Origin of the sequence: Brevundimonas aurifodinae, from assembly GCF_040195595.1 — a bacterium.
Taxonomy (GTDB): domain Bacteria; phylum Pseudomonadota; class Alphaproteobacteria; order Caulobacterales; family Caulobacteraceae; genus Brevundimonas; species Brevundimonas aurifodinae.
This window is the reverse complement of the sequence record NZ_JBEGDD010000003.1, coordinates 259,887-281,687: the sequence shown is the minus strand read 5'-3', so window position 1 is coordinate 281,687 and position 21,801 is coordinate 259,887. Positions and strand designations below refer to the sequence as shown.

Sequence of the window (21,801 nt, the reverse complement as noted above, 5' to 3'; positions counted from 1 at the left end):
GGACGGACTGCCAAAAGGCAAACTCGGTTTGACAACGTTGTCAACTCCCGACACCTTGTATCAAAACTCAGCCATAGGGACGAGACCCATGCACAATCCTGCTCCCCGGCGTGGCGTCGCCGCAATCGCGGCGTCGCTGGCGGCGCTGCTGACAGCGGCCGGCCCGGGACTGGCCCAGACGTCCCCGGCCCCTGGGGTCAACATCGCATCCTGGCCCGTTGCCAGCAGCCCCGAGGTGATGACCGATGCCACGACCCTCGCCTTTGTCGAGGATTTGCTGGCCCGGATGACGCTGGAGGAGAAGGTCGGCCAGGTGATCCAGGCCGACATCGGTTCCATCACCCCCGCCGATCTCGCGACCTATCCCCTGGGATCGATTCTGGCGGGCGGCAACTCGGCGCCAGCGGGGGACGAGCGAGCCCCTGCCAATGCCTGGGTCGAACTGGCACGCGCCTTCCGGGCCGCGGCGGAGGAACGGCCCGGGGCGCGGGTACCGCTGATGTTCGGCATCGATGCGGTTCACGGGCACAACAATGTCGTGGGCGCGACCCTGTTTCCGCACAACATCGGCCTGGGAGCGACGCGCAACCCCGACCTGATCGAACGGATCGGCGAGGCGACGGCCCTGGAGGTGGCGGCGACGGGTGCGGACTGGACCTTCGGACCCACGGTCGCGGTGCCGCGCGACGACCGCTGGGGCCGAACCTACGAGGGCTATGGCGAAGACCCCGAGATCGTCGCTGCCTATGCTGGCCGTATGACCCTCGGCCTTCAGGGGGCGCTGGGCGAAGGTCGGCTCCAGGCGGGCCGGATTGCGGGCTCGGCGAAACACTATCTGGCCGACGGCGGCACGTTGAACGGCAAGGACCAGGGCGACGCCCTGATCAGCGAGCGCGAGCTGATCGACATCCATGCGGCCGGCTATCCCCCCGCGATCAACGCGGGTGTGCTGACCATCATGGCCAGTTTCTCCAGCTGGAACGGTGTGAAGCACACCGCAAACCCCGACTTGCTGACCGATGTTTTGCGCGGACCATTGGGCTTCGACGGCTTCGTGGTGGGCGACTGGAACGCGCATGGCCAGATCGAGGGCTGCACCAACGAAAGCTGCGCCGCCGCCTTCAACGCCGGGATCGACATGTTCATGGCCCCGGATAGCTGGCGGCCGTTGTTCCACAACACCCTGGCCCAGGTCCGGTCGGGCGAGATTCCCATGGCCCGGCTGGACGAAGCCGTGCGGCGCATCCTGACCGTCAAGGTCAAGGCCGGGGTGTTCGAGGCGGAACGTCCCGTCGAGGGGCGGGTCGATGTCCTGGGGTCGTCGGACCACCGCGCATTGGCCCGCGAGGCCGTGCGGCAGTCTCTGGTTCTGCTGAAGAACAACGGGTCGATCCTGCCGATCCGGCCGGGTGCGCGGGTGCTGGTCGCCGGGAGCGCCGACGACATCGGCCAGGCGGCGGGCGGATGGACGATCAACTGGCAGGGCACCGGCAACACCCGCGCCGACTTCCCCAGCGCGGAGTCGATCTGGGAAGGCCTGCAGGCGGCGGTCGAGGCGACGGGAGGGACCGCCGAGCTCAGTCCTGCGGGTGCGTTCGAGACACGCCCGGACGTTGCCGTCGTCGTGTTCGGAGAGGAGCCCTATGCCGAGTTCCAGGGGGACCTTTCCGACCTCGACTTCCGTCCGCGCGAGCCACTGGCCGTGCTCCGCCGCCTGCAGGCAGACGGTATCCCCACCGTCGCGGTCTTCCTGTCGGGACGACCGCTTTATGTGAACCCCGAGATCAATGCCTCCGATGCCTTCGTGGCGGCGTGGTTGCCTGGTTCCGAGGGCGGGGGGATCGCCGACGTCCTGGTCGCCGGTTCGGACGGCGCGCCGCGTCACGACTTTCGGGGACGACTGTCCTTCAGCTGGCCGCGCAGCCCCGACCAGGGGCCTCAGAACCGGGGCGGGCAGGGCTACGACCCCCAGTTCCCCTACGGCTTTGGCCTGACCTATGCGATCCCAGCCGAGACCCCGACCTTGACGGAGGTCACAGAGGCGGCCGGAGCGGGAGCGATGCGGTTCCTGGCGGACGGTCGCTTCGTCACGCCTTGGTCCCTGGTCGTTCGCGACGAGGGCGGAGAGGCCCGGATCGCCGACGGCGCGCGCGGCGTCAGTCCGCGGGCCGTGGTCACTGTGACGCCGGTCGACGGCCAGGGGCAGGAATCGGCCCGATTGCTGCGTTTCACAGGGCCGGGGCAGGCCATCGTGACCGGACCCGCGATCGATCTGTCGGGGCCCGACTATTCGAACCTGGCGCTGAGGTTCCGATACCGGTTGGACGCCGGTGACGCTTCGGCACTCCGGATCGGGCTCGGCAACGGATCCGTCCGGCTCTCAGGTGGTCCGGGCTGGCGAACGGCCTTGATCCCCCTGACCTGTTTCGCCTCGGCCGGGGGTAGATTGATCGGGGTCGATCGCGTCTGGATTCTGGAAAGCCAGGCCGCCGCCGTGGTGGCCGTCGAGGACATCCGTCTCGACGCGACGACCGCCGCCGGCTGCCCGGCGGACGACTGAACCGGCATCACTGTCGAGCGGCGGTCGAACCGCGGATCTCCAGCCCGAAAGGCAGCAGATGGTCGGACGGCGTCGCGTCGCCGGTCTTGCTGACGCCGATCAGCAGTTCGGCGGCGCGCGCGGCCATGTCCGAGATCGGCTGCCGGATGCTGGTCAGGCCCGGCACGCTCAGCCTCACGCCCGGGGTATCGTCGAAGCTGACCAGTGACAGGTCCGGCACTCCGATCCCACGCCGCGAAGCGACGTGGAGGGCCGCCAGGGCCATCTCGTCATTGCTGGCCAGAATCGCCGTGGGACGGTCTGGGAGGGCCAGAAGACGTTCGGTCGCCGCCACGCCGCTCTCGAAGGTGAAGTCGCCCGGCGCGATCAGGGCCTCATCGACCGTCAGGCCGGCGGACCTCAACGCGTCGGCATAGCCCTCGCGGCGCTGCCGGCTGGCCTGAAACCGGGGGCTGCCGGCGATGAAGCCGATGCGTGCGTGCCCTAGTCCGATCAGATGTCGCGTCGCCTCTTCGGCCGCCCGGCGATCGTCCATGAACACACCAAAGCCGAGGCCCTCGCCTCGCACCCCCATTCGCGCCACCGGCACCTGGCGGCGCGTCAGCATTTCGACCAGGGCCCGATTTTCAGAGTGCGGCGGCGTGAGGATGATCCCATCGGGCTGGAGCGCCGACAGGATGGCCACGACCTTGCGATCGAGGTCGTCCGAGCCCGCCTCGACCAGCTCGAACAGCATACGGTAGCCATGCGCCTCGCATGTCAGCATGGCCCCGTGCAGCATCTGGTCGATCCAGTCATTGCCGCGACCGCTTCGCCAATTGTTGATCGTGTTCAGGCGGTCGTTCAGCGCCACCAGCAGAAAGGACCGGCTGCCGCCCATGCGACGGGCCGCCATGCTGGGGACATAGCCGAGCGCGTCGACGGCCTTCATCACCCGGTCCTGAAGGTCCCGGGTCACATTCGGTTCGCCGTTCATGACGCGCGACACCGTCTTGACCGCGACGCCGGCGGCTTCGGCCACATGGCGGATGGTGACCTTCGACATCGCACCTCTCGAGAGCCGTCCCCGGCGAGCCCCAGCGCCGACGTCCCTGTGTTGCACCAATCCCACCCAGAGACACCAGTCGAAAACGCGAGGTTGACAACGTTGTCAGATAATGGCGCATTGAAGGCAAGCGGAATGTTCAAAGGTCCGCATCGGGAGGACGATCCAATGCATAACCGGAAGACGGCACTGCTGTGCGGCGCGGCACTGGCCTTCGCGCTACCGGGCCTGGCGATGGCCCAGACGGCGGCCGCCCCCGCGCCGGCGACTCAGCAGGACGAACAGCAAGAGACGGTTCTCGACGACATCGTGGTCACGGTCGAGCGCCGCGAACAAAGCCTGCAGAACTACGCCGGCACCGCCGTTGCCCTGACGGGCGAGGATCTGAAGGCCGTCGGCGTTCAGGACATTTCGGACCTCGAGGGGCGGGTGCCCGGTCTATCCGTCGCCAACAACGGCGGGAATATCGAGATCTACATCCGCGGCGTCGGCTCGTCGAACAACACCGAGCTGGGCGATCCTGCGGCTGCGACCCACTACGACGGTGTCTACCTGCCGCGCCCTGCCGGCATCGGCTCGGCCTTCTTCGACATCCAGCGCGTCGAGGTGAACATCGGCCCGCAAGGCACGCTGCGGGGCCGCAACGCCACGGCGGGCACGGTCAACATCGTCTCGTGGAAGCCTGGGCTGAACATCTGGGACGCCGCCGCCGAGTTCGAGATCGGGAACTACCAGCAGCGCGCCTTCCAGGGCATGGTCAACATCCCCATCGGCGATACCGCCGCCGTGCGCATCGCCGGCTATCACCTGGAGCACGACAGCTACTACGAGGACGTCGGACCGGCGGGCGTCGGCGTGGCGGAGGCCGAGAACAATGATGCGGGCCGCGTCCAGTTTCTGTGGGAACCCACCAGCCGCCTGTCGATCCTGCTGGGAGCCGACTACGTTCGCGAGACGGGCACCGGATACACCGGCACCAACTACGCCAATCCGCTGGGCGAGGGGATCGATCCGGATGACATCGAGGATCCGCGCCGCGTCATCGGCCGGGCCCAGACCCCGGACCTGAACACCCGCCACTGGGGCGCCCGGGCGCACATCACTTATGACGGCGACCTGTTCGATATCGAATACACCGCCAGCTATCGCGACCTGGTTTATGACTACCGGGCCGTGACCCCGCTCTCGCCCTTCTATCCGGGGGTCATCGCCAACCTGACCGGGCCGGGCGGGATCGGCGAGACGCTGGACAATTTCTCGCAGTTCCAGTCGATCACGGACAGCCAGTCCAAGACGCATGAACTGCGCTTCTACGACAACGAAGGGCCGCTGATCTGGAGTCTGGGTGCCTTCTATCTGGAGGAGGACCAGTACGCCTTCCTGGGTTCGACGGGCGATCGAGGGCTGTTCTTCCAGGGCGTCGAGTTCAACATGCCCGACGTCGATACGACGTCGTATGCCGTCTATGGCGACATGACCTACAGCGTGACCGACCGATTCCGGATCACAGCGGGCCTGCGCTACACCGAGGACGAGAAGAGCCGTCGCGGCGTCGCCGCCCGATATGGTTTCGCTCTCGGTGCCGGCGACTTCAACTGCTGCGGCGGCGTGCGGGTGGGCACCGAGGGCTTTGAGTTCGCCGGCCGCGATCGGACCATCATCAACCCGGACACCAACAACAACGGCACGATCTCGGAACAGGAGATCATCGACTTCTATTTCAACGGCGTCAGCCAGTTCGGTGCGCGCGACAACATCGACGACATCTTCGCCAACGGCCCCGTTCCGGGCGGCGCGCCCAACCGGCCGGCGTGCCTGGACACTGTGACGGGGGATTTCTGGAACTGCGCCGCCGATGGCCGGCTGACCTATGCCGTGCCCTTCACCGGCCAGATCTTCCAGCAGGTCGGCGAGAGCCAGATCGACTTCGTCGACTGGCGCCTGCGGGCCGAGTTCGACGTCACGCCCGACAATCTGCTGTATGGTCTGATCGCGACCGGCAACAAGTCCGGGGGGTTCAACGACAACATCGGCAACGCGGGCCTGGCTCCGACCTATGACGCCGAAAAGGTCACCCTGTACGAGCTGGGGTCCAAGAACGAGTTCTACATCGGCGATCTCAGGGCGCGGTTGAACGCCTCGTTGTTCTACAACGACTATGAGGACCAGGTCCTGACGTCCCTGCTGTCGGTGGCCCAGATCGTCGAGTTCCTCGGCGGCCCGCAGCAGGTGCCGGTGCCGGTGGACTCCTCGCTCGCGCTTGTGGTGTCCTACTCCTACAACGCGGCGTCCTCGCGGATCTACGGTGCTCAGTTCGATGGCGGCATCGACCTGCCGTGGAACATCGGCCTGGACTTCAATCTGCTCTATCTGAAGGCCGAGGTCGTCGAGGCCGAAGAGATCCAGGACTTCCGCTTCCAGGCCGACGTGTCACCGACCGAGGCGGTCTTTCAGTCGATCGACGGCAAGACCCTGCCCCGGACGCCCGAGTGGCAGTTCAACATGAACCTCACCCAGGCGTTCCCGACCGAGACCATGGGTCAGTTCGACTATGTGATCTCCGCCGGATACCGCTCAGACTTCTTCACCACCATCTTCAACGGCGAGGACTTCCAGCAGCCCAACAATCCGCGCCGCCGGCTGGACGACCGGGTTGATGGCTACTGGACCTTCGACGCCGGCTTCGGCTGGACCCCGCCGGGCGACGGGCGACTGCGGTTCGAGGCCTACGTCAACAATCTGACCGATGAGATCCACGAAGCGGCGATCATCATCACCCAGTTCGACAACACCCGCTTCTTCACCCGTCCGCGGACCTTCGGTGCCCGCGTGCGTGTGCAGTACTGATCCACTGACGTTCTGAGCAGACTTGGCGGCACCCTCCGGTCGGTGGGTGCCGCTTCTTTTTGCGCGGTGACAAGGGACGGTCGAACGGCCAGTGTCCAGGCGATGCCGTCCGTGCCGTCCTCGCCCGTGCCCCGCCCGTCGACGCCGGTCAGGCCTGGCTTCGTCGCGCTGTATATGGCCGCCCAGGTCGGGGCCTATATCGCGTTCATTCCCCTGTTGACCCTCCTGCTGCCGCTGAAAGCGGAAGCGATCGATCCGGCCGGGCGGACAGAGCTGCTGAGTCAGGTCGCGCTTTGGGGCGCATTGACCGCCGGGCTCGCCGGGGTCCTGGCCGGCGTGATCGGCGACCGGACCCGTCATTGGCGGGGAGGGCGCTCGATCTGGATGATCGCGGGCCTGATCGGCACGGTGGGCAGTTATGGTCTGATCCACGCCGCCGCGACACAAACCACCCTGATGACGGCGATCATCGCGCTCCAGATCAGTCTCAACTTCATGCTTAACCCTCTGGCGGCGACCCTCCCTGAACGGGTGCCGCCGAAACAGCGTGGCATGGTGGCGGGTTTTGCCGGTCTGGCTTTCCCGCTCTCCAGTCTGTTCGGAGCCCTCGCCATCGGCGTGTGGCTGACAGGCGAGGCTGAGCGGCTGGGTCTGGTCGTGGCGGCGACCGTCATTCTGATGGTTCCCTTCATCGCCGTCACCTTGCGGTCGACGCCGATGCCGGAGCAGACCTCCAGCAACGGCTTTTCACTGGTGGCCCTGGCGGACCGGGATTTCCTGATCGCCTTCGGCGCGAGACTGATGGTCCAGACGTCCGTGGCGCTCAATGTGCTGTATCTCCTGTTTTTCCTGGATCAGGAGGCGGATGCGCGGAGAGCGCTCGTGGATGTGCGGATCGAGGTCGTGGTGGGCGGCTTGCTGGCGACCTCTACCGTGATGTCCGTGGTCGCGGGATTGATCGGCGGCAGGGTCTCGGACCGGATCGGGCGCCGCCGTCCGCTGGTCTTCGCCGGAGCGGTGCTCTTGTCTGGCGGCGCGCTTATGATGGCGGCGGTGCCCGCGTGGCCAGGCCCGTGGATCGCTCAAGCCGTGCTGGGCTTGGGCATCGGCCTCTATGGCAGCACGGACGCAGCGCTCGCCGCTGAAGTGCTTCCCAGCCCCCAGGACGCGGGACGAGATCTTGGCTTGCTGAACGTGGCCGTGACCGCGGCCCAGATGCTCGCTCCGGTTCTGGGCCTGTTGGCCCTGACCTGGTTCAGCGGTGATCTCCAGTCCGTGTATGTCATGGCGGGTGCGTTCGCGTTCCTGGGCGGCGCGAGCGTTCTGGGGATTCGCCGTGTGCCCTGAAGATCAATGGCCCTTATCCGACGGTTACCCCAGGCCCCACGACTGGATCCGTGAACGCATGACGGGATTTGCCTCGGTCCTCCGGGCAGGTGGCTCTCCGCGGGGATCGTCGTCGCCCGTGATGCCTCCGGGTGCTCCTCGAAGTACCGCTCGGCCCACGAGAGCCCACCCTGTTCGACGCCGGCGGTGGAGGACGACAGACCCTCCGCGCGAGCCTTGAACTCCAGCAGGCTGATGTCGACGTCGAACCCCTGCGCCTGGGCGACTTCGTTTTCACGCCAGGCATCGATCCGATCGCGCGCGTCGGCCACGCCTCCCGGCTTGTGATCCGCCCGCAGGCTCGCCAGCACCGCCTTCCATTCCCGGATCATCGTCTCGCCGACCGCGCGGGCCTCCTCGGCCTTGCGTCGGCGCGTGGTCCGGACCAGGGCACCCTTGGGGGTCCGGTCCGCACGGACCATCAGGCTCCGTCTCGGATCGGTCTCCGGCAACGTCTCCACGATCTCCCGGACATCCGCCGGGACGATCAGGCGCGCTTTGTGGGTGTAGCCGCCCTTGGGTGGCGCCACGCCGTACCCTTTCGACCTCTTCGCGGCTTTCGCCACCTGCCAATTCCCTCTTCAGTTTGTACAAGTTTTGTACAGGACCTGCGGGGAAAAGCCCGAATTCTCTTAGAGGTTTAGGCGATTCAGGGACTTAAGGGGACGATGGTGGGTGATGTAGGGTTCGAACCTACGACCCGCTGATTAAGAGTCAGCTGCTCTACCAACTGAGCTAATCACCCGAACCATTCGTCGAAGGCGGCCGTGCAAGGGGCGTGCCACCTGCGCGCGTGCCGAAACAGGATCGCGCGGGACGGCGGGAAATAGGCATTCGAGCTTCGCCTTGCAAGCGATTTCGGCCGGCTGTTCCGCATTGTCACAGGGCCGTCTAGCATCGGGTCAGGAATCGCCCCGGACCGGGGTGGGGGAGTGACGAATGGCGTTCTGGAACCGGCGCAAGTCGATCGACGCGATGCACCAGGCATCGGATGGGCCTCGGCTGAAGGCGACGCTCAGCTGGCCGCATCTGCTGGCGCTCGGTGTCGGGGCCATCGTGGGGACCGGCATCCTGACGCTGATCGGCGTGGGGGCAGGGCTCGCGGGGCCAGCGGTGATGATCAGCTTCGCGCTCGCGGGTCTGGTCTGCGCCTGCGCGGCCCTGGCCTATGCCGAATTGTCGACCATGATGCCCCAGGCGGGCAGCGCCTATGCCTATTCCTATGCGGTGCTGGGCGAGCTGATCGCCTGGATCGTTGGCTGGTCGCTGATCCTGGAGTATTCGCTGGTCGTCTCGGCCGTGGCCGTGGGCTGGTCGGGTTATGCCGTCGGCTTCCTGACCGGGTTGGGCATCGACCTGCCGACGGCCCTGACGGTTGGACCCCATGTCGCGGGCGGGATCGTCAACCTGCCGGCCGTCTTTATCATCGCCGTGGTCACCGGCCTGCTGCTGCTCGGCACGCGCGAGAGCGCGACGCTGAACGCCATTCTGGTGGTCATCAAGGTCGCGGCGCTGATCGCCTTCGTGGCCATCGCGCTCCCGGCCTTCGACAGCGCCAACTTCACGCCCTTCATGCCCAACGGCTTCGGGGCACCCTTCGTCCAGACCGGGGTCATGGCGGCGGCCGCCATCATCTTCTTCGCCTTCTACGGCTTCGACGCCATCTCGACGGCGGCGGAGGAGACCAAGAAGCCGGAGCGCGACCTTGCCATCGGCATCATCGGCTCCATGCTGATCTGCACGGCGCTGTATCTGGTCGTCGCCGCCGCCGCGATCGGGGCGCGCCCGGTCGAAAGCTTCGCCGCCAGCCCCGAGCCGCTCGCCTTGATCCTGCGCGAGATGGGGCAGGGGACGGCGGCGCAGTGGATCGCGGCGAGCGCCGTCATCGCCCTGCCCACCGTGCTGCTGGCGTTCCTGTTCGGCCAGAGCCGCATCTTCCTGGGCATGGCGCGGGACGGCCTGTTGCCGACGCGGCTGGCGCGGATCTCGAGCCGAGGTGTCCCTGCGGTGGTGACCGTCTTCACGGCCATCGTGGTGGCGGCCCTGGCAGGCGTGATGCGGCTGGACGAACTGGCGTCGCTGGCCAACGCCGGGACCCTGGCGGCCTTCGCGGCGGTGGGCGTCTGCCTGATTGTGCTGAGGCTGCGCGATCCGGGCCGGGAGCGGAAGTTCCGCGCGCCGCTGTTCTGGCTGGTCGGGGCGATCACCATCGTGGGCTGCGTGGTCTTCTTCCTGAGCCTGCAGGCCCGGACGCAGTTCTGGTTCCTGGTCTGGAACGGCGCGGGACTGCTGGTCTATTTCCTGTGGTCGGCGCGCAATGCACGGCTGGCCAAACACCCCGATCAGGCGGCCTGAATGTCGCGCCGCGACCTGACCGGCGCGGTGGACTTCGGCGTGCTGGATCGCACCACGGGGGGCGACGACGGGGTGGCCGAGGAGGTGCTGGGCCTTTTCGTCCAGCAGGCCGAGGTCTGGGCTCCGTTGCTGGACGTCCGCGAGGACGGCTGGCGAGATGCCGTTCACACCCTCAGAGGTGCCGCGGCCGGGATCGGCGCCCGTGAACTGGCCGAGGCCTGTGCCGATGCGGAGGCTTCCGAGAAGGCGGCCGCCCCGCCGCTGCTGGACCGGGTCCGGGATGCGCTGGACCGGGCCCTGGCCGATGTCGCCGCCTGGCGGCACGAACTGATGCTGAGGTCGCTGAGAGGCTAGCGGCGGGTCCGGTCGTAGACCGAGAACTCATGCGCGATGGAGCGGTCGATCAGGGTCCGCCACACGGGCTCGGCGATCTCGGGCGACAGGTGGTGAGCCTCGGCGGCGGCCAGGATCTTGGTCACCACGTCCTCGATGCGGGCGTCGTCGTGCACGGCGTCGCGGTCCGGCTTGATGCGCGCGGCGGCCTCCATGTACCGCTGCCGCTCGGCCAGCAGGGCGACCAGGGCGCGGTCCAGGGCATCGACCCCATGCCGCACCTCGACCATGGTCCGGCAGGCGGCGGGATCGACGCGAGCGTCGACCGCGACGATCCGGGGACTGTGCGCAGCCTCAGCCGACAAAGGCCCGCTCCAGCACATAGTCGCCGGGCTCGGCGTTGGAGCCCTCCTTCAGGCCGAACCCTTCCAGCAGCTCCGCCGTCTCCTTGATCATGGCCATTGAGCCGCACAGCATGACGCGGTCGCGCTCGGGCGAGAAGCCGGCGGGCAGGCCGAGGTCGGCGAAGATGGCGCCGGACTTGATCCGGTCGGTGATCCGGCCTGGCGTCTCGAACGCCTCGCGCGTCACGGTTGGATAGTAGGTCAGCTGAGCCGCCGCCTCCTCGCCGATCAGGGGATCGTCGTGGATGCCGGAAGTGAAGAAGTCGCGGTAGCCGAGATCGGCGACGTTGCGGACCGTGTGGCAGACGATGACCCGGCCGAAGCGGGCGTAGGTGTCCGGATCGCGCGCGACGCTGAGCCAGGGGGCCAGTCCCGTGCCCGTGCCGATCAGCCACAGGGTGTCGCCGCCTGTCAGGGCGTCCAGCACCAGGGTTCCGGTTGGCTTCTTTCCCATGAGCACGCTATCGCCCGGCTTGATGTTGACCAGCCGGGACGTCAGGGGGCCGTCGGGCACGGCGATCGACAGGAACTCCAGCTGCTCGTCCCAGCAGGGGCTGGCGATCGAATAGGCGCGCAGGACAGGCTTGCCTCCGTCCTCGCCGGGCAGGCCGATCATCACGAACTCGCCGGAGCGGAAGCGGAAGTCGTCGGGACGGGCCACGCGGAAGCTGAACAGCTGCGGCGTCCAGTGGTGGACCCACAGCACCTCCAGCTCGTGGAAGGCGGAAGGGCGGGCCGGGGGCGGGGACAGGGCGGCGTCGGTCATTGCGACCGTCTATTAGGCAAGGCTGGACACGGGTGAAAGGTCGCTGAGGTCGCAAACGGCATGGATTGGACTCGATCAGCACCGAGTCCAACGAGTGCAATCCTAAGACAAAAAACCAGATATCAGTTCTAGAGGACTGTTCAATATTATATAACTGGAACTTTCGAGGGATCGGAGAGCGGGTCGAACATGAACGCGACCTGGTGTTAGAACGGGAAGGCCATGGGTCAGCCGTTAAAGTCGGGGAGGGCAGTATCCCTTGCAGCGCATGGGGTGACGAATGGAAATTCCACCGCTAGCGTGACCGGCATGCGCACAGTCCTCGCCGTCTCCGCCCTCGCCCTGCTTTCCGCCACCGCCCAGGCCCAGACCTCTGACCCGGCGGTGCTGACGCCGGAGCGGGTGTTCGCCAATCCCGCCCTGAACGGGCCGGTCGCCCAGGGCGTGAGCCTGTCGCCGGACGGGGAGCTGGTGGCCTTCCTGCGGGCGCGCGAGGACGACGTCTCGGTTCTGGACCTGTGGGCCGCGCCGACGGGACAGGGCGAGCCGTTCAAGCTGATCGACGCCCGGGCGCTGGTGCCCGACGCCGGCGAACTGTCCGAGGCCGAGAAGGCGCGGCGCGAGCGGATGCGGATTTCGCAGCGTGGCGTCGTCGAATATTCGTGGGACGAGCAGGGCCGCTACATCCTGGCGCCGCTGGAAGGCGACATCTTCCTGGCCAGCCGCGAGGGGCGCGACATCCGTCGACTGACCGAGACCGAAGCCGACGAGATCGACGCCAAGGTCAGCCCCGAGGGCAATTTCGTCAGCTTCGTGCGGGACCAGGACCTGTTCGTCATGGACCTGGCGTCCGGTCAGGAGCGGCCGGTCACGACGGACGGCGAGGGATTGATCACCTGGGCGACCGCCGAGTTCATCGCCCAGGAGGAGATGGATCGGGACACCGGATACTGGTGGAGCCCGGACGAACGCTTCATCGCCCTGCAAAGGACCGACGAGTCGACCGTCGACATCATCCCGCGGCTGGACATCACCGGCGGCGGCGCGACCGTGATCGAGCAGCGCTATCCCCGCGCCGGTCGACCCAATGCCGTGGTCGAGCTGTGGGTCCAGGACGTCGCGGCCGATCGCCGGGTCAAGGTCGATCTGGGCGACAACGCGGACATCTATCTGACGCGGGTGAACTGGGCGACCGATGGCTCGGTTCTTTATGTTCAGCGTCAGTCGCGCGACCAGCAGACACTGGACCTGCTGCGGGTCGATCCGGCGACAGGGGCCTCGCGCGTCATCGCCACCCAGACCTCGGACGCCTGGGTGCCGCTGACCCATGATTTCAAGGCGTTGAGCGACGGCCGCTTTATCTGGTCTGACGAGAGCACCGGCTGGCGGCATCTGTATCTGTACGACGCCGAGGGTCGAAAGATCCGCGCCATCACCTCCGGCGAATGGCCGGTCAAGGCGCTGAACGGTGTGAACGAGGAGACGGGCGAGGTCTTCTTCACCGCCTCCATGCGCGACGGGCGCGAGTATCCGATCGAGCAGCAGTTGTTCCGCACCAGCCTGAGCACGGACGCGGCCCCGGTGGCGGTCACGCCGGACGGCGGCTGGTGGTCGGCCAGCATGAACCGAACGGCGACGGCCTATGTCGGCAACTACAACGACCTGACCACGCCGCCGCGCTCGGGTCTTTATGCGGCGGACGGGACCTTCGTGCGCTGGATCGAGGAAAACGCGCTGGACACCGATCATCCGTTCCAACCCTTCGTCTCGCGCCGGCCGGACGTCGAGTTCGGCACGCTGGAAAGCGACGGCCACACCCTGGTCTGGCAGATGGCGAGGCCGGTCGGGTTCGACCCGTCGCGCACCTATCCGGTGGTGATGCAGGTCTATGGCGGCCCATCGGGCGGCGGCGTCCGCAACGGCTGGCTGCCGGCGACGACCCAGTTGCTGACCGAGGCGGGCTATCTGGTCTTCCGCCTCGACAATCGTGGGGAGGGTGATCGGTCGGCGGCCTTCAAACAGGCGCTGTATCTGCGCATGGGTCAGCCCGAGATCGAGGATCAGGTGCTCGGGGCCAACTATCTGAGATCGTTGCCATACGTTGACGACAGCCGGATCGCGGCGATGGGCTGGAGCTATGGCGGGTTCATGACGCTGCACATGCTGACCGAGCCCGAGATGGGGCTGGCGGCGGCGATCTCGGGCGCTCCGGTCACGGACTGGAGCCTGTACGACACCCACTACACCGAGCGCTTCATGTCGACGCCGGAGGCGAACGCCGAGGGCTATGCCGCGTCCGACGTCGTGGATCAGCTGGACCAACTGACGGGCCGACTGCTGCTGCTGCACGGCATGGCCGACGACAACGTCATCTTCGAGAACGCGACGCGGACGATCGACGCGCTTCAGGCGTCGAGCACGCCTTTCGAAATGATGCTGTATCCCGGCCAACGGCACGGCATTCGCGGCAACGAGCGGCAGTTGCAGCAGTGGCGAACCTATCTCGACTTCCTTGACCGGACGATCGGAACCCGCGCGGCGCGCTAAGTGCGATCGGCGATCTAGGAACTCCCAGCCAAGCGGCGCAGTTTGGGCCGCATGGAAAAGCTGTTCGTTCGGTTCGCGACCCAGACCGCCAAGATCGCGGGCAAGCCATGGACATTCATCGCCTGTCTGGCGGTCGTCCTGACATGGGCAGTCAGCGGGCCGATCTTCGGCTTCAGCGAGACCTGGCAGCTGGTCATCAACACCGGCACGACCATCGTCACCTTTCTGATGGTGTTCCTGATCCAGAACACCCAGAACCGCGACGGGGCGGCCATGCAGGCCAAGCTGGACGAACTGATCTATGCGGTGAAGAAGGCGGATGCGCGCTTCATCGGCATCGAGCATCTGACCGAAGGCGAACTCGACAAAATTCTGGAGGAGGTCGAGCGGCGGGGGCACGAGGTTCACGCCGGCAAGCCCGCCAGGCCGATCAAGGGCGCACCCGCCGTCCGAGCCGAGGATATCGAAGCCGCTCAGCCAACGGCTGCCACCCCGGCCGCAGAGCGCAAGCCCCGTTCGAGCCGGCGCCCCAAGGCTTCGGCATGAGCGATCTGATCGCCAACGCCTTCGGCACCGCCGCCGCCGTGTGCTCGATCACCAGCTTCGCGCCCCAGATGATCAAGATCTGGAAGGAGCGAGACGCCTCATCGGTATCCTTGAAAACCTATTCCCTGACCGTGACGTGTTTCGTGCTGTGGGTCGTCTATGGCGTCCTGACCCAGGCGTGGCCCGTGACCTTTGCGAATGCCGCGGCCCTGGTGATGGCAGCCGGTGTCCTGACCATGAAATGGCGGTTCAAGGACGGCGATCCCGAGGACGGCCGGCGCTCCTAGGTGAAGACCACCTGCACACCGGGTTTGACCGCAGCCGCCAGCTCCTCGGCGCTCCAGTTGGTCAGGCGAACGCAACCGCTGGACTGGGTCTTGGCGATCTTCGAGGGGTCCGGCGTGCCGTGGATGCCGTAGGTGTCGCGTGACAGGTCGATCCAGACCGAGCCCACCGGATTGTTCGGACCAGCGGGGATGACGAGCGCCCGGTCGCCCCGGTCATAGCTCACCCGACTGGGGTCGTAGGTGTAATTCGGCTCCGGCGCGATGCCGACCACGGTCACCGTGCCGGTTGGGGCAGGGCGTTCGGTGCTGCCGACGGTGGCCGGGTAAAAGGCGACCAGCCGGTCCTCGGCGTCGAATGCTCGGAGCGAGCCCGCATCCTTGTCAACGACGATGCGGGTAACCTCGGGCAGGGGCAGGGCCCCGACGCTGGGCACCAGGATGGTCTGCCCCGGCTTCGACAGATCCACCCCGGGGTTCAGGGCGGTGAGCAGGCCTTCGGAGACATGGAACTGTTCCGCCAGGGCTTCCAGCGGCGTGGCGTAGGCCACGGTCTCGAGCTCGGCCATGGCTTCGAGGCTGGCCGGGACGGGGCCGCCGAACGGGCCCTCGATGTCCTCAGCCGTGATCACATGGTCTGTCAGCACCGATCCGGCCGCCTGGGTCAGGCGCTCGAAGACCTCGGCATCCAGCTCTCCGTCGACCGGCAGGTCGTTGGCCTCCTCGAAGGCGGCGACGGCCTGGCGGGTGTTCTCGCCGCCGAACCCGTCGATGATGCCCGGCGAGAATCGGGCGCGGTCCAGCAGGATCTGAGCGCGGATCACCTCCGGCCGGGGTGTCTCGGGGGCCGGCGGGGCCGCTGCGTTCTCGGCGGGTGTCGAGGGTGAGGGGGCGCGGTCCGCGGCGGCCGGGTTCCACACTGCCGATTCGATGCCTTGTCTCGACAGCCCTGAGCCCATTGGAACGGAGGATTGCGAAGCCGGCGTCGGGGTGGCGTCGCGGACCGCAGGTTCTGGATCCCCGCAGGCGGTCAGGGCGGTTGCGGCGAGCAGGCACGACAGCAGGGGCAGGCGAGGCATTCGGAATCCTTTGAACTCGGACCTGACGAACACCTCCTGGCGTTTACCGTTCCGCACAACCGGCAGGGGGTGACGGCTTGCGCGGAACCGCGAACCGGGGCCTACGTTCGTTTCGGACGTTAGGGTTTCGGTAACCAATCGCCATGCGACGCGCACTGCATATCGGCATATTCATAGGCACGCTTCTGGGTGTCTCGGCCTGCGCGACGGCGGACGATGGTCGCAGCGGGGCCTATGGCTCGGTCGAGGCCGGACGGACCGACTGATCCGCCGCGTCAAGGAAATCGTGGCGAAACCGCCCGCATTCCGCTAGGACCAAACAGCGGACGCCGACTGTCGCGCCGCGCCGGTCCTCCTCCCGCTAAATGTTAGCCATCGCCATCGTTGTCGTTCTGCTCCTCGTGGTGCTCAACGGCCTGTTCGCCATGACCGAGCTCGCGGTCGTCTCCTCCCGAAAATCCAAGTTGCAGAGCCGGGCGGAACGCGGAGACCGCGGCGCGCGCGCCGCGCTGAAGCTGTCGGAAGACCCGACCCACTTCCTGTCGGCCGTTCAGGTCGGCATCACCCTGATCGGCATTCTGGCCGGTGCCTATGGTCAGGCGGCCATCGCGGGCGAACTGACGCGCATCATCGAGGCGGCCTTCCCCATGACGGTGGCATGGGCCGAGATCGCGTCCACGGCCCTGGTCGTGGTGTGCATCACCTATGTGTCGCTGATCGTCGGCGAACTGGTGCCGAAGCGGCTGGCGCTGATCTTTCCCGAATCGATCGCGGCCAAGACGGCCGGCCCGATCTCGACCGTGGCGATCGTGCTGCACCCCTTCGTGGCGCTGCTCACGGCCTCGACCTCAGGCATCCTCAAGATCCTGGGCGTCAAGGACCGCGACGGCTCCGACGTCACCCAGGAGGAGGTCGAGACCATGATCGCCGAGGGGACGGCCTCGGGTCTGATCGAGCCTGAAGAGCAGACCATGATCGAGGAGATCCTGCGCCTGGGCGATCGGCCGATCCGCGTCGCCATGACGCCGCGCCACGAGGTCTTCTGGGTCGCCCTGGACGACAGCGAGGAGCAGCTGAGGGAGGAGGTCCGCACCTGTCCCTATTCCCGCATCGTCGTGGCGCGCGAGAACGACGTCGATAATCCGCTGGGCGTCGTCCACAAGAAGGACCTCTTGGACAGCCTGTTGGACAACGGCGAGTTCAACATCGAAAAGCACGTCCAGACCCCGGCCTTCATCCCGCAGTCGACCTCGGTCCTGAAGGCGCTGGAGATCCTGAAGTCGTCCAAGGTCCACATGGCCTTCCTGGTCGACGAGTTCGGGGCCTTCGAGGGCGTGGTGACCGCCACCGACCTGCTGGAAATGATCGCCGGCGACTTCGACGAGGGCCACGACGACAACGACGTCCTGATCCGCCAGCGCGAGGACGGCACCTGGCTGGTCGACGGTCAGACCGATCTGGACGAGCTGGCCGACGAGCTGGGCGAGGACTTCGGCGAGCACGAGGGCTTTCACACCATCGCGGGCCTGGTGCTGCACCAGCTGTCGCGCGTGCCAGACGAGGGCGAGATCCTGCAGCTGGGCCGGTTCGAGGTCGAGGTGATCGACATGGACGACCGCCGCATCGACAAGCTGCTGTTCAAACAGGTCATCAAGCCCGAGGACGAGGCCGAGGCGGTCGCGGCGCACCTGGATCACTGATCCGGCCTTGAAATGGCCGGCGGCGTGGGGCATAGCCCCCGGTCTGGCGAACGGACGCGCCCACGCGGTGTGTCTGTCTTGTCTAGGAGTTTAGCTCAGCTGGTAGAGCACCGGTCTCCAAAACCGGGGGTCGTGGGTTCGAATCCCCCAACTCCTGCCATTTTCCCCTCTGTCGCCGCAGCCTGGGCCTCCCCATCTGCGGGGCCGGATCAAGCGTTAGAGAAGACCCACTAGACGATGGCCAAGTCCAAGTTCCCCGGCGGACGCCGCACCGGCAATCCGGCCGCCGGCGCGCGGCCTCAGACGGCTTCGGCCTCGGCGGCCACGGTGACCGTCGATGACGCTCCGGCCAAGAAGAAGACCAGCCCGGCCCAATTCTTCAGCCAGGTTCGGGCCGAGGGTCGCAAGATCATCTGGCCGAGCCGCAAGGAGACCTGGATCACCTCGGTGATGGTGTTCATCATGGTTCTGCTGGCTGCGGCCTTCTTCTGGATCGTCGACTGGCTGCTCGGCCAGGCCTCGACCATCGTTCTCGCCATCGGCCAATAAAGAAAAAGAAGGAGACGCGCCCATGACGGATGCAGCGCCCGAAACGAAAGTGGCCGCCAACCCGCGCCACAAGTGGTACATCGTCCACGCCTATTCGAACTTCGAGAAGAAGGTCGCCCAGCACATCCGCGACCAGGCCAAGCAGCGCGATCTGGAGGACTGCTTCTCCGAGATCCTGGTGCCGACCGAGGACGTCGTCGAGATCCGCCGGGGCCGCAAGGTCAACTCCGAGCGCAAATTCTTCCCCGGCTATGTGCTGGTGAAGATGGAGCTGACCGACGACGCCTATCACCTGGTCAAGGACACGCCCAAGGTCACGGGCTTCCTGGGCGCGGCGGGCGGCACCAAGCCGCTGCCGGTCAGTGAGCGCGAGGTTCAGAACATCATCGGGGCCGTGGAAGAGGGCGTCGAGCGTCCCAAGCCCACGATCCGCTTCGACATCGGCGAGACCGTCAAGGTCATCGACGGCCCCTTCGCCAGCTTCGACGGCCAGGTCGAGAGCGTCGACGAGGATGCGGCCCGTCTGCGCGTCGCGGTGTCGATCTTCGGCCGTCCGACGCCGGTGGATCTGGAATACAGCCAGGTCGAGAAGACCGGGGGCTGACTTTCTGCGTCTCTCCCCCATCGCCGAAGGGCGATGGGGGAGTGGCTTTTCGCGAACAGCGAAAAGACGAGGGGGGTGACCCCGCCGGTTGGCGTCGAGGCTGCCAGCCCTCACCTGATGCCTCGCATCGCCCCCTCCGTCAGCTCGCCAAGTGGCTCGCTGCCACCTCCCCATCGCCCAAGCGGGCGACAGGGAGGAGACATTGATTGCCACCCCTTCTCGTCCCTGCTACACGCCCGCCTCCCTCGCGTCCGCGCGGGGCAAATCCGTGGGAGGCCGCCATGCCGCACCACGGCTCATCCGTTGGGATTGATTTCCCGACTTCATAGGAGAGACCGATGGCCAAGAAGATTCTGGGCTATATCAAGCTGCAGGTGCCCGCGGGCTCCGCCACCCCTTCGCCGCCGATCGGGCCGGCCCTGGGTCAGCGCGGCGTCAACATCATGGGCTTCGTCAAGGAGTTCAACGCCCGCACCGAGAAGGAAGTGAAGGGCACGCCCCTGCCGACCGTGATCACGGTCTATCAGGACAAGAGCTTCACCTTCGTCACCAAGACCCCGCCGGCCACCCACTACATCAAGCAGGCCGTGGGCATCACCTCGGGCGCCAAGCTGACGGGCCGCGAGACGGTCGGTTCGATCACCCGCACCCAGCTGCGCGAGATCGCCGAGAAGAAGATGAAGGACCTGAACGCCAACGATATCGATGCCGCCGCGCGCATCATCGAAGGTTCCGCCAAGGCCATCGGCCTGAACATCGTGGAGCGCTAAGTCATGACCAAGCAAACCAAGCGCATCAAGGCCTGGGCCGTCGACCGCGAAGCCCTGATGCCGTTCGCCGACGCCATCAAGACCGTCAAGGATCACGCCTCGGCCAAGTTCGACGAGTCAATCGAGATCGCCGTCAACCTGGGCGTCGACCCGCGTCACGCCGACCAGCAGGTCCGCGGCGTCGTCAACCTGCCCAGCGGCACCGGCCGTGACGTTCGCGTCGCCGTCTTCGCCAAGGACGCCAAGGCCGACGAGGCCCGCGCGGCCGGCGCCGAATACGTCGGTGCCGAGGATCTGTACGAACAGATCAACGGCGGCATGATGGACTTCGACCGCGTCATCGCCAGCCCCGACATGATGGCTCTGGTGGGTCGTCTGGGTAAGGTGCTGGGCCCGCGCGGCCTGATGCCGAACCCCAAGGTCGGCACCGTGACGCCGAACGTCGCGCAAGCGGTGAAGGACGCCAAGGGCGGTGCCGTCGAGTTCCGCGTCGAGAAGGCGGGCATCGTCCACGCCGGCATCGGCAAGGCCTCGTTCACCCAGGACGCCCTGGAAGCCAACGTCAAGGCGATCGTCGACGCCCTGGTTCGCGCCAAGCCCTCGGGCGCCAAGGGCACCTATGTGAAGCGCATCAGCCTGTCGTCCACGATGGGCCCGGGCGTGAAGGTCGATCCGGCGTCGCTGAACGCCTGATTGAACGAAATCAGGAGCGGGCGGCGGTCTTCGGATCGCCGCCCGTTGCCTTTTGAGGCGGTGTTCGCTAAAAGCGCCGCTTCCCGTCGTGACCCCGGTCGCGGCGGACCTGTCCGAGAACTTCGGGGCGAGGGGGTCACCTTCGCCATAAATGCTGGAGAGCCCTCCAGCGCCGTGGGGAGATGGGGACGCAGACGACACGACACCGCCCGGCATCCGGGACGGAGGACTGTCAGAGCATCCTTCGGACATTGCTACCCGGCCGAAACGCTTCGCAGCGATGCGAAGGGGTTCGGCTTCTCGCCGTCGGGAATAAGCCCGGCGTCGAACCTCAAGACTGGAGACCGCAATGGATCGCGCACAAAAGGCCGAGTCGATCGAAACGCTGAAAGGCGTCTTCGCCGAGGCCGGCAGCGTGGTCGTGACCCACAACCTGGGTCTGACCGTTGCGGAAATGGAAGACCTGCGGGGCCGTCTGCGCTCCGCCGGCGGAGCGTTCAAGGTGGTCAAGAACCGCCTGGCGCTGAAGGCGCTCGCGGCGAACGACGGCAGCGACTACCACAGCCTGTTCAAGGGCCCCGTGGGCATCGCATACGCCGAGAACCCCGCCACGGCCGCCAAGGTCGCGACCGAGTTCGCCAAGGGCAATGACCGCTTCGTCATCGTCGGTGGCTTCATGGGCGCGACCGTCGTCGATCCGAAGGGCGTGGACAGCCTGTCCAAGCTGCCGACGCTCGACGAAATCCGCGCCTCGCTGCTCGGCCTGCTGAACGCGCCCGCGACCAAGATCGCCGGTGTGGTTCAAGCGCCCGCCGCCCAGCTGGCCCGCGTCTTCAGCGCCTATGGCGCGAAAGAAGCCGCGTAAGCCGACCTTCCATCTCCGCATACCCCTCTCTCTGAACCCCAACTTTTCCCCGAAGGAAATCTGACATGACCGACCTGTCCAAGATCGTCGAAGACCTGTCCAAGCTGACCGTCCTCGAAGCCGCCGAACTGTCCAAGCTGCTGGAAGAAAAGTGGGGCGTCTCCGCCGCCGCCCCGGTCGCCATGGCCATGCCGGCCGGTGGTGGCGGTGCCGCCGCCCCCGCCGAAGCCGCTGAAGAGCAGACCGAGTTCACGGTCATGCTGATCGACGGTGGCGACAAGAAGATCAACGTCATCAAGGAAGTCCGTGGCGTGCGTTCGGACCTGGGCCTGAAGGAAGCCAAGGACCTGGTCGAAGGCGCCCCGACGCCCGTCGTCGAGAACGTCTCCAAGCAGAACGCCGAAGAAGTCGCCAAGAAGCTGACCGAAGCCGGCGCCAAGGTCGAAATCAAGTAAGAGGCTCACGCCT

At 66.6% G+C, this 21,801-nt stretch carries 20 protein-coding genes and 2 tRNA genes; 17 read left to right on the top strand and 5 right to left on the bottom strand.

Annotation, left to right across the window (positions count from 1 at the left end; genetic code table 11):
- Nucleotides 1-88 precede the first annotated feature (88 nt).
- Complete coding sequence (locus tag ABN401_RS05530) at nucleotides 89-2,560, top strand: glycoside hydrolase family 3 protein (RefSeq protein ID WP_349683824.1); 2,472 nt, start codon at nucleotides 89-91, stop codon at nucleotides 2,558-2,560.
- A gap of 7 nt (nucleotides 2,561-2,567) precedes the next feature.
- On the opposite strand, the gene ABN401_RS05525 is transcribed toward ABN401_RS05530, so the two are convergent.
- The gene (locus ABN401_RS05525) at nucleotides 2,568-3,605 is read right to left on the bottom strand and encodes a LacI family DNA-binding transcriptional regulator (RefSeq protein WP_349683823.1); all 1,038 of its coding nucleotides are present in this window, start codon (nucleotides 3,603-3,605) and stop codon (nucleotides 2,568-2,570) included.
- A 168-nt stretch (nucleotides 3,606-3,773) separates the two neighbouring features.
- On the opposite strand from ABN401_RS05525, the gene ABN401_RS05520 reads away from it, so the two are divergent.
- Nucleotides 3,774-6,452, top strand: a complete 2,679-nt coding sequence (locus ABN401_RS05520) for a TonB-dependent receptor (protein ID WP_349683822.1) — start codon at nucleotides 3,774-3,776, stop codon at nucleotides 6,450-6,452.
- Nucleotides 6,453-6,563: 111 nt separating this feature from the next.
- A complete protein-coding gene (locus tag ABN401_RS05515; RefSeq protein ID WP_349683821.1) occupies nucleotides 6,564-7,799 on the top strand; it encodes an MFS transporter in 1,236 nt (411 codons plus the stop codon).
- Between the two features lie 708 nt (nucleotides 7,800-8,507).
- Here the strand turns inward: ABN401_RS05515 and ABN401_RS05510 are convergent.
- A tRNA-Lys gene (locus ABN401_RS05510) sits at nucleotides 8,508-8,583 on the bottom strand.
- A 194-nt stretch (nucleotides 8,584-8,777) separates the two neighbouring features.
- Between ABN401_RS05510 and ABN401_RS05505 the strand changes: the two genes are divergently transcribed.
- Together ABN401_RS05505 and ABN401_RS05500 are read left to right on the top strand one after the other, a co-directional pair.
- Entirely contained in the window at nucleotides 8,778-10,193 is a 1,416-nt protein-coding gene (locus ABN401_RS05505) for an amino acid permease (RefSeq protein ID WP_349683820.1), read from the top strand.
- Entirely contained in the window at nucleotides 10,194-10,547 is a 354-nt protein-coding gene (locus ABN401_RS05500) for an Hpt domain-containing protein (protein ID WP_349683819.1), read from the top strand.
- Here ABN401_RS05500 and ABN401_RS05495 read toward each other — a convergent pair.
- Complete coding sequence (locus ABN401_RS05495; RefSeq protein WP_349683818.1) at nucleotides 10,544-10,909, bottom strand: chorismate mutase; 366 nt, start codon at nucleotides 10,907-10,909, stop codon at nucleotides 10,544-10,546. The two genes, ABN401_RS05500 and ABN401_RS05495, sit on opposite strands and share 4 nt — an antisense overlap.
- Nucleotides 10,881-11,696: a ferredoxin--NADP reductase gene (locus tag ABN401_RS05490; protein WP_349683817.1), complete on the bottom strand. Its 816-nt coding sequence runs from the start codon at nucleotides 11,694-11,696 to the stop codon at nucleotides 10,881-10,883. The genes ABN401_RS05495 and ABN401_RS05490 overlap by 29 nt, the downstream gene beginning before the upstream one ends.
- A 309-nt stretch (nucleotides 11,697-12,005) precedes the next feature.
- Here ABN401_RS05490 and ABN401_RS05485 point away from each other — a divergent pair, with 309 nt between their 5' ends.
- From ABN401_RS05485 to ABN401_RS05475, 3 genes are read left to right on the top strand one after another with little or no spacing between them, the layout of a single operon-like run.
- On the top strand, nucleotides 12,006-14,243 hold the full coding sequence (locus ABN401_RS05485; protein WP_349683816.1) for a S9 family peptidase: 2,238 nt from the start codon (nucleotides 12,006-12,008) through the stop codon (nucleotides 14,241-14,243).
- A gap of 51 nt (nucleotides 14,244-14,294) precedes the next feature.
- Nucleotides 14,295-14,789, top strand: a complete 495-nt coding sequence (locus ABN401_RS05480; protein WP_349683815.1) for a low affinity iron permease family protein — start codon at nucleotides 14,295-14,297, stop codon at nucleotides 14,787-14,789.
- A complete protein-coding gene (locus ABN401_RS05475; protein ID WP_349683814.1) occupies nucleotides 14,786-15,076 on the top strand; it encodes a SemiSWEET family sugar transporter in 291 nt (96 codons plus the stop codon). The genes ABN401_RS05480 and ABN401_RS05475 overlap by 4 nt, the downstream gene beginning before the upstream one ends.
- On the opposite strand, the gene ABN401_RS05470 is transcribed toward ABN401_RS05475, so the two are convergent.
- The gene (locus ABN401_RS05470; RefSeq protein ID WP_349683813.1) at nucleotides 15,073-16,152 is read right to left on the bottom strand and encodes a L,D-transpeptidase family protein; all 1,080 of its coding nucleotides are present in this window, start codon (nucleotides 16,150-16,152) and stop codon (nucleotides 15,073-15,075) included. The two genes, ABN401_RS05475 and ABN401_RS05470, sit on opposite strands and share 4 nt — an antisense overlap.
- Before the next feature lie 143 nt (nucleotides 16,153-16,295).
- On the opposite strand from ABN401_RS05470, the gene ABN401_RS05465 reads away from it, so the two are divergent.
- The 9 genes from ABN401_RS05465 to rplL all read left to right on the top strand — a co-directional run bounded on the left by ABN401_RS05465 (nucleotide 16,296) and on the right by rplL (nucleotide 21,788).
- Nucleotides 16,296-16,418, top strand: coding sequence for a hypothetical protein (locus ABN401_RS05465; RefSeq protein ID WP_349683812.1), 123 nt, complete (start codon nucleotides 16,296-16,298; stop codon nucleotides 16,416-16,418).
- Nucleotides 16,419-16,517: 99 nt separating this feature from the next.
- Nucleotides 16,518-17,852: a hemolysin family protein gene (locus ABN401_RS05460; protein WP_349683811.1), complete on the top strand. Its 1,335-nt coding sequence runs from the start codon at nucleotides 16,518-16,520 to the stop codon at nucleotides 17,850-17,852.
- Nucleotides 17,853-17,936: 84 nt separating this feature from the next.
- Nucleotides 17,937-18,012 (top strand) — tRNA-Trp (locus ABN401_RS05455).
- Between the two features lie 77 nt (nucleotides 18,013-18,089).
- Nucleotides 18,090-18,401, top strand: coding sequence for a preprotein translocase subunit SecE (secE, locus tag ABN401_RS05450; RefSeq protein WP_349683810.1), 312 nt, complete (start codon nucleotides 18,090-18,092; stop codon nucleotides 18,399-18,401).
- Nucleotides 18,402-18,423: 22 nt separating this feature from the next.
- Nucleotides 18,424-19,005, top strand: a complete 582-nt coding sequence (nusG, locus tag ABN401_RS05445) for a transcription termination/antitermination protein NusG (protein ID WP_349683809.1) — start codon at nucleotides 18,424-18,426, stop codon at nucleotides 19,003-19,005.
- A gap of 338 nt (nucleotides 19,006-19,343) precedes the next feature.
- Nucleotides 19,344-19,775 (top strand): 50S ribosomal protein L11, encoded by a 432-nt coding sequence (gene rplK, locus ABN401_RS05440; protein ID WP_349683808.1) that lies wholly within the window; start codon nucleotides 19,344-19,346, stop codon nucleotides 19,773-19,775.
- Between the two features lie 3 nt (nucleotides 19,776-19,778).
- The gene (gene rplA, locus ABN401_RS05435) at nucleotides 19,779-20,468 is read left to right on the top strand and encodes a 50S ribosomal protein L1 (RefSeq protein WP_349683807.1); all 690 of its coding nucleotides are present in this window, start codon (nucleotides 19,779-19,781) and stop codon (nucleotides 20,466-20,468) included.
- A gap of 349 nt (nucleotides 20,469-20,817) precedes the next feature.
- Complete coding sequence (gene rplJ / locus ABN401_RS05430; protein ID WP_349683806.1) at nucleotides 20,818-21,333, top strand: 50S ribosomal protein L10; 516 nt, start codon at nucleotides 20,818-20,820, stop codon at nucleotides 21,331-21,333.
- Nucleotides 21,334-21,398: 65 nt separating this feature from the next.
- Nucleotides 21,399-21,788, top strand: coding sequence for a 50S ribosomal protein L7/L12 (gene rplL / locus ABN401_RS05425; RefSeq protein WP_349683805.1), 390 nt, complete (start codon nucleotides 21,399-21,401; stop codon nucleotides 21,786-21,788).
- Nucleotides 21,789-21,801 lie beyond the last annotated feature (13 nt).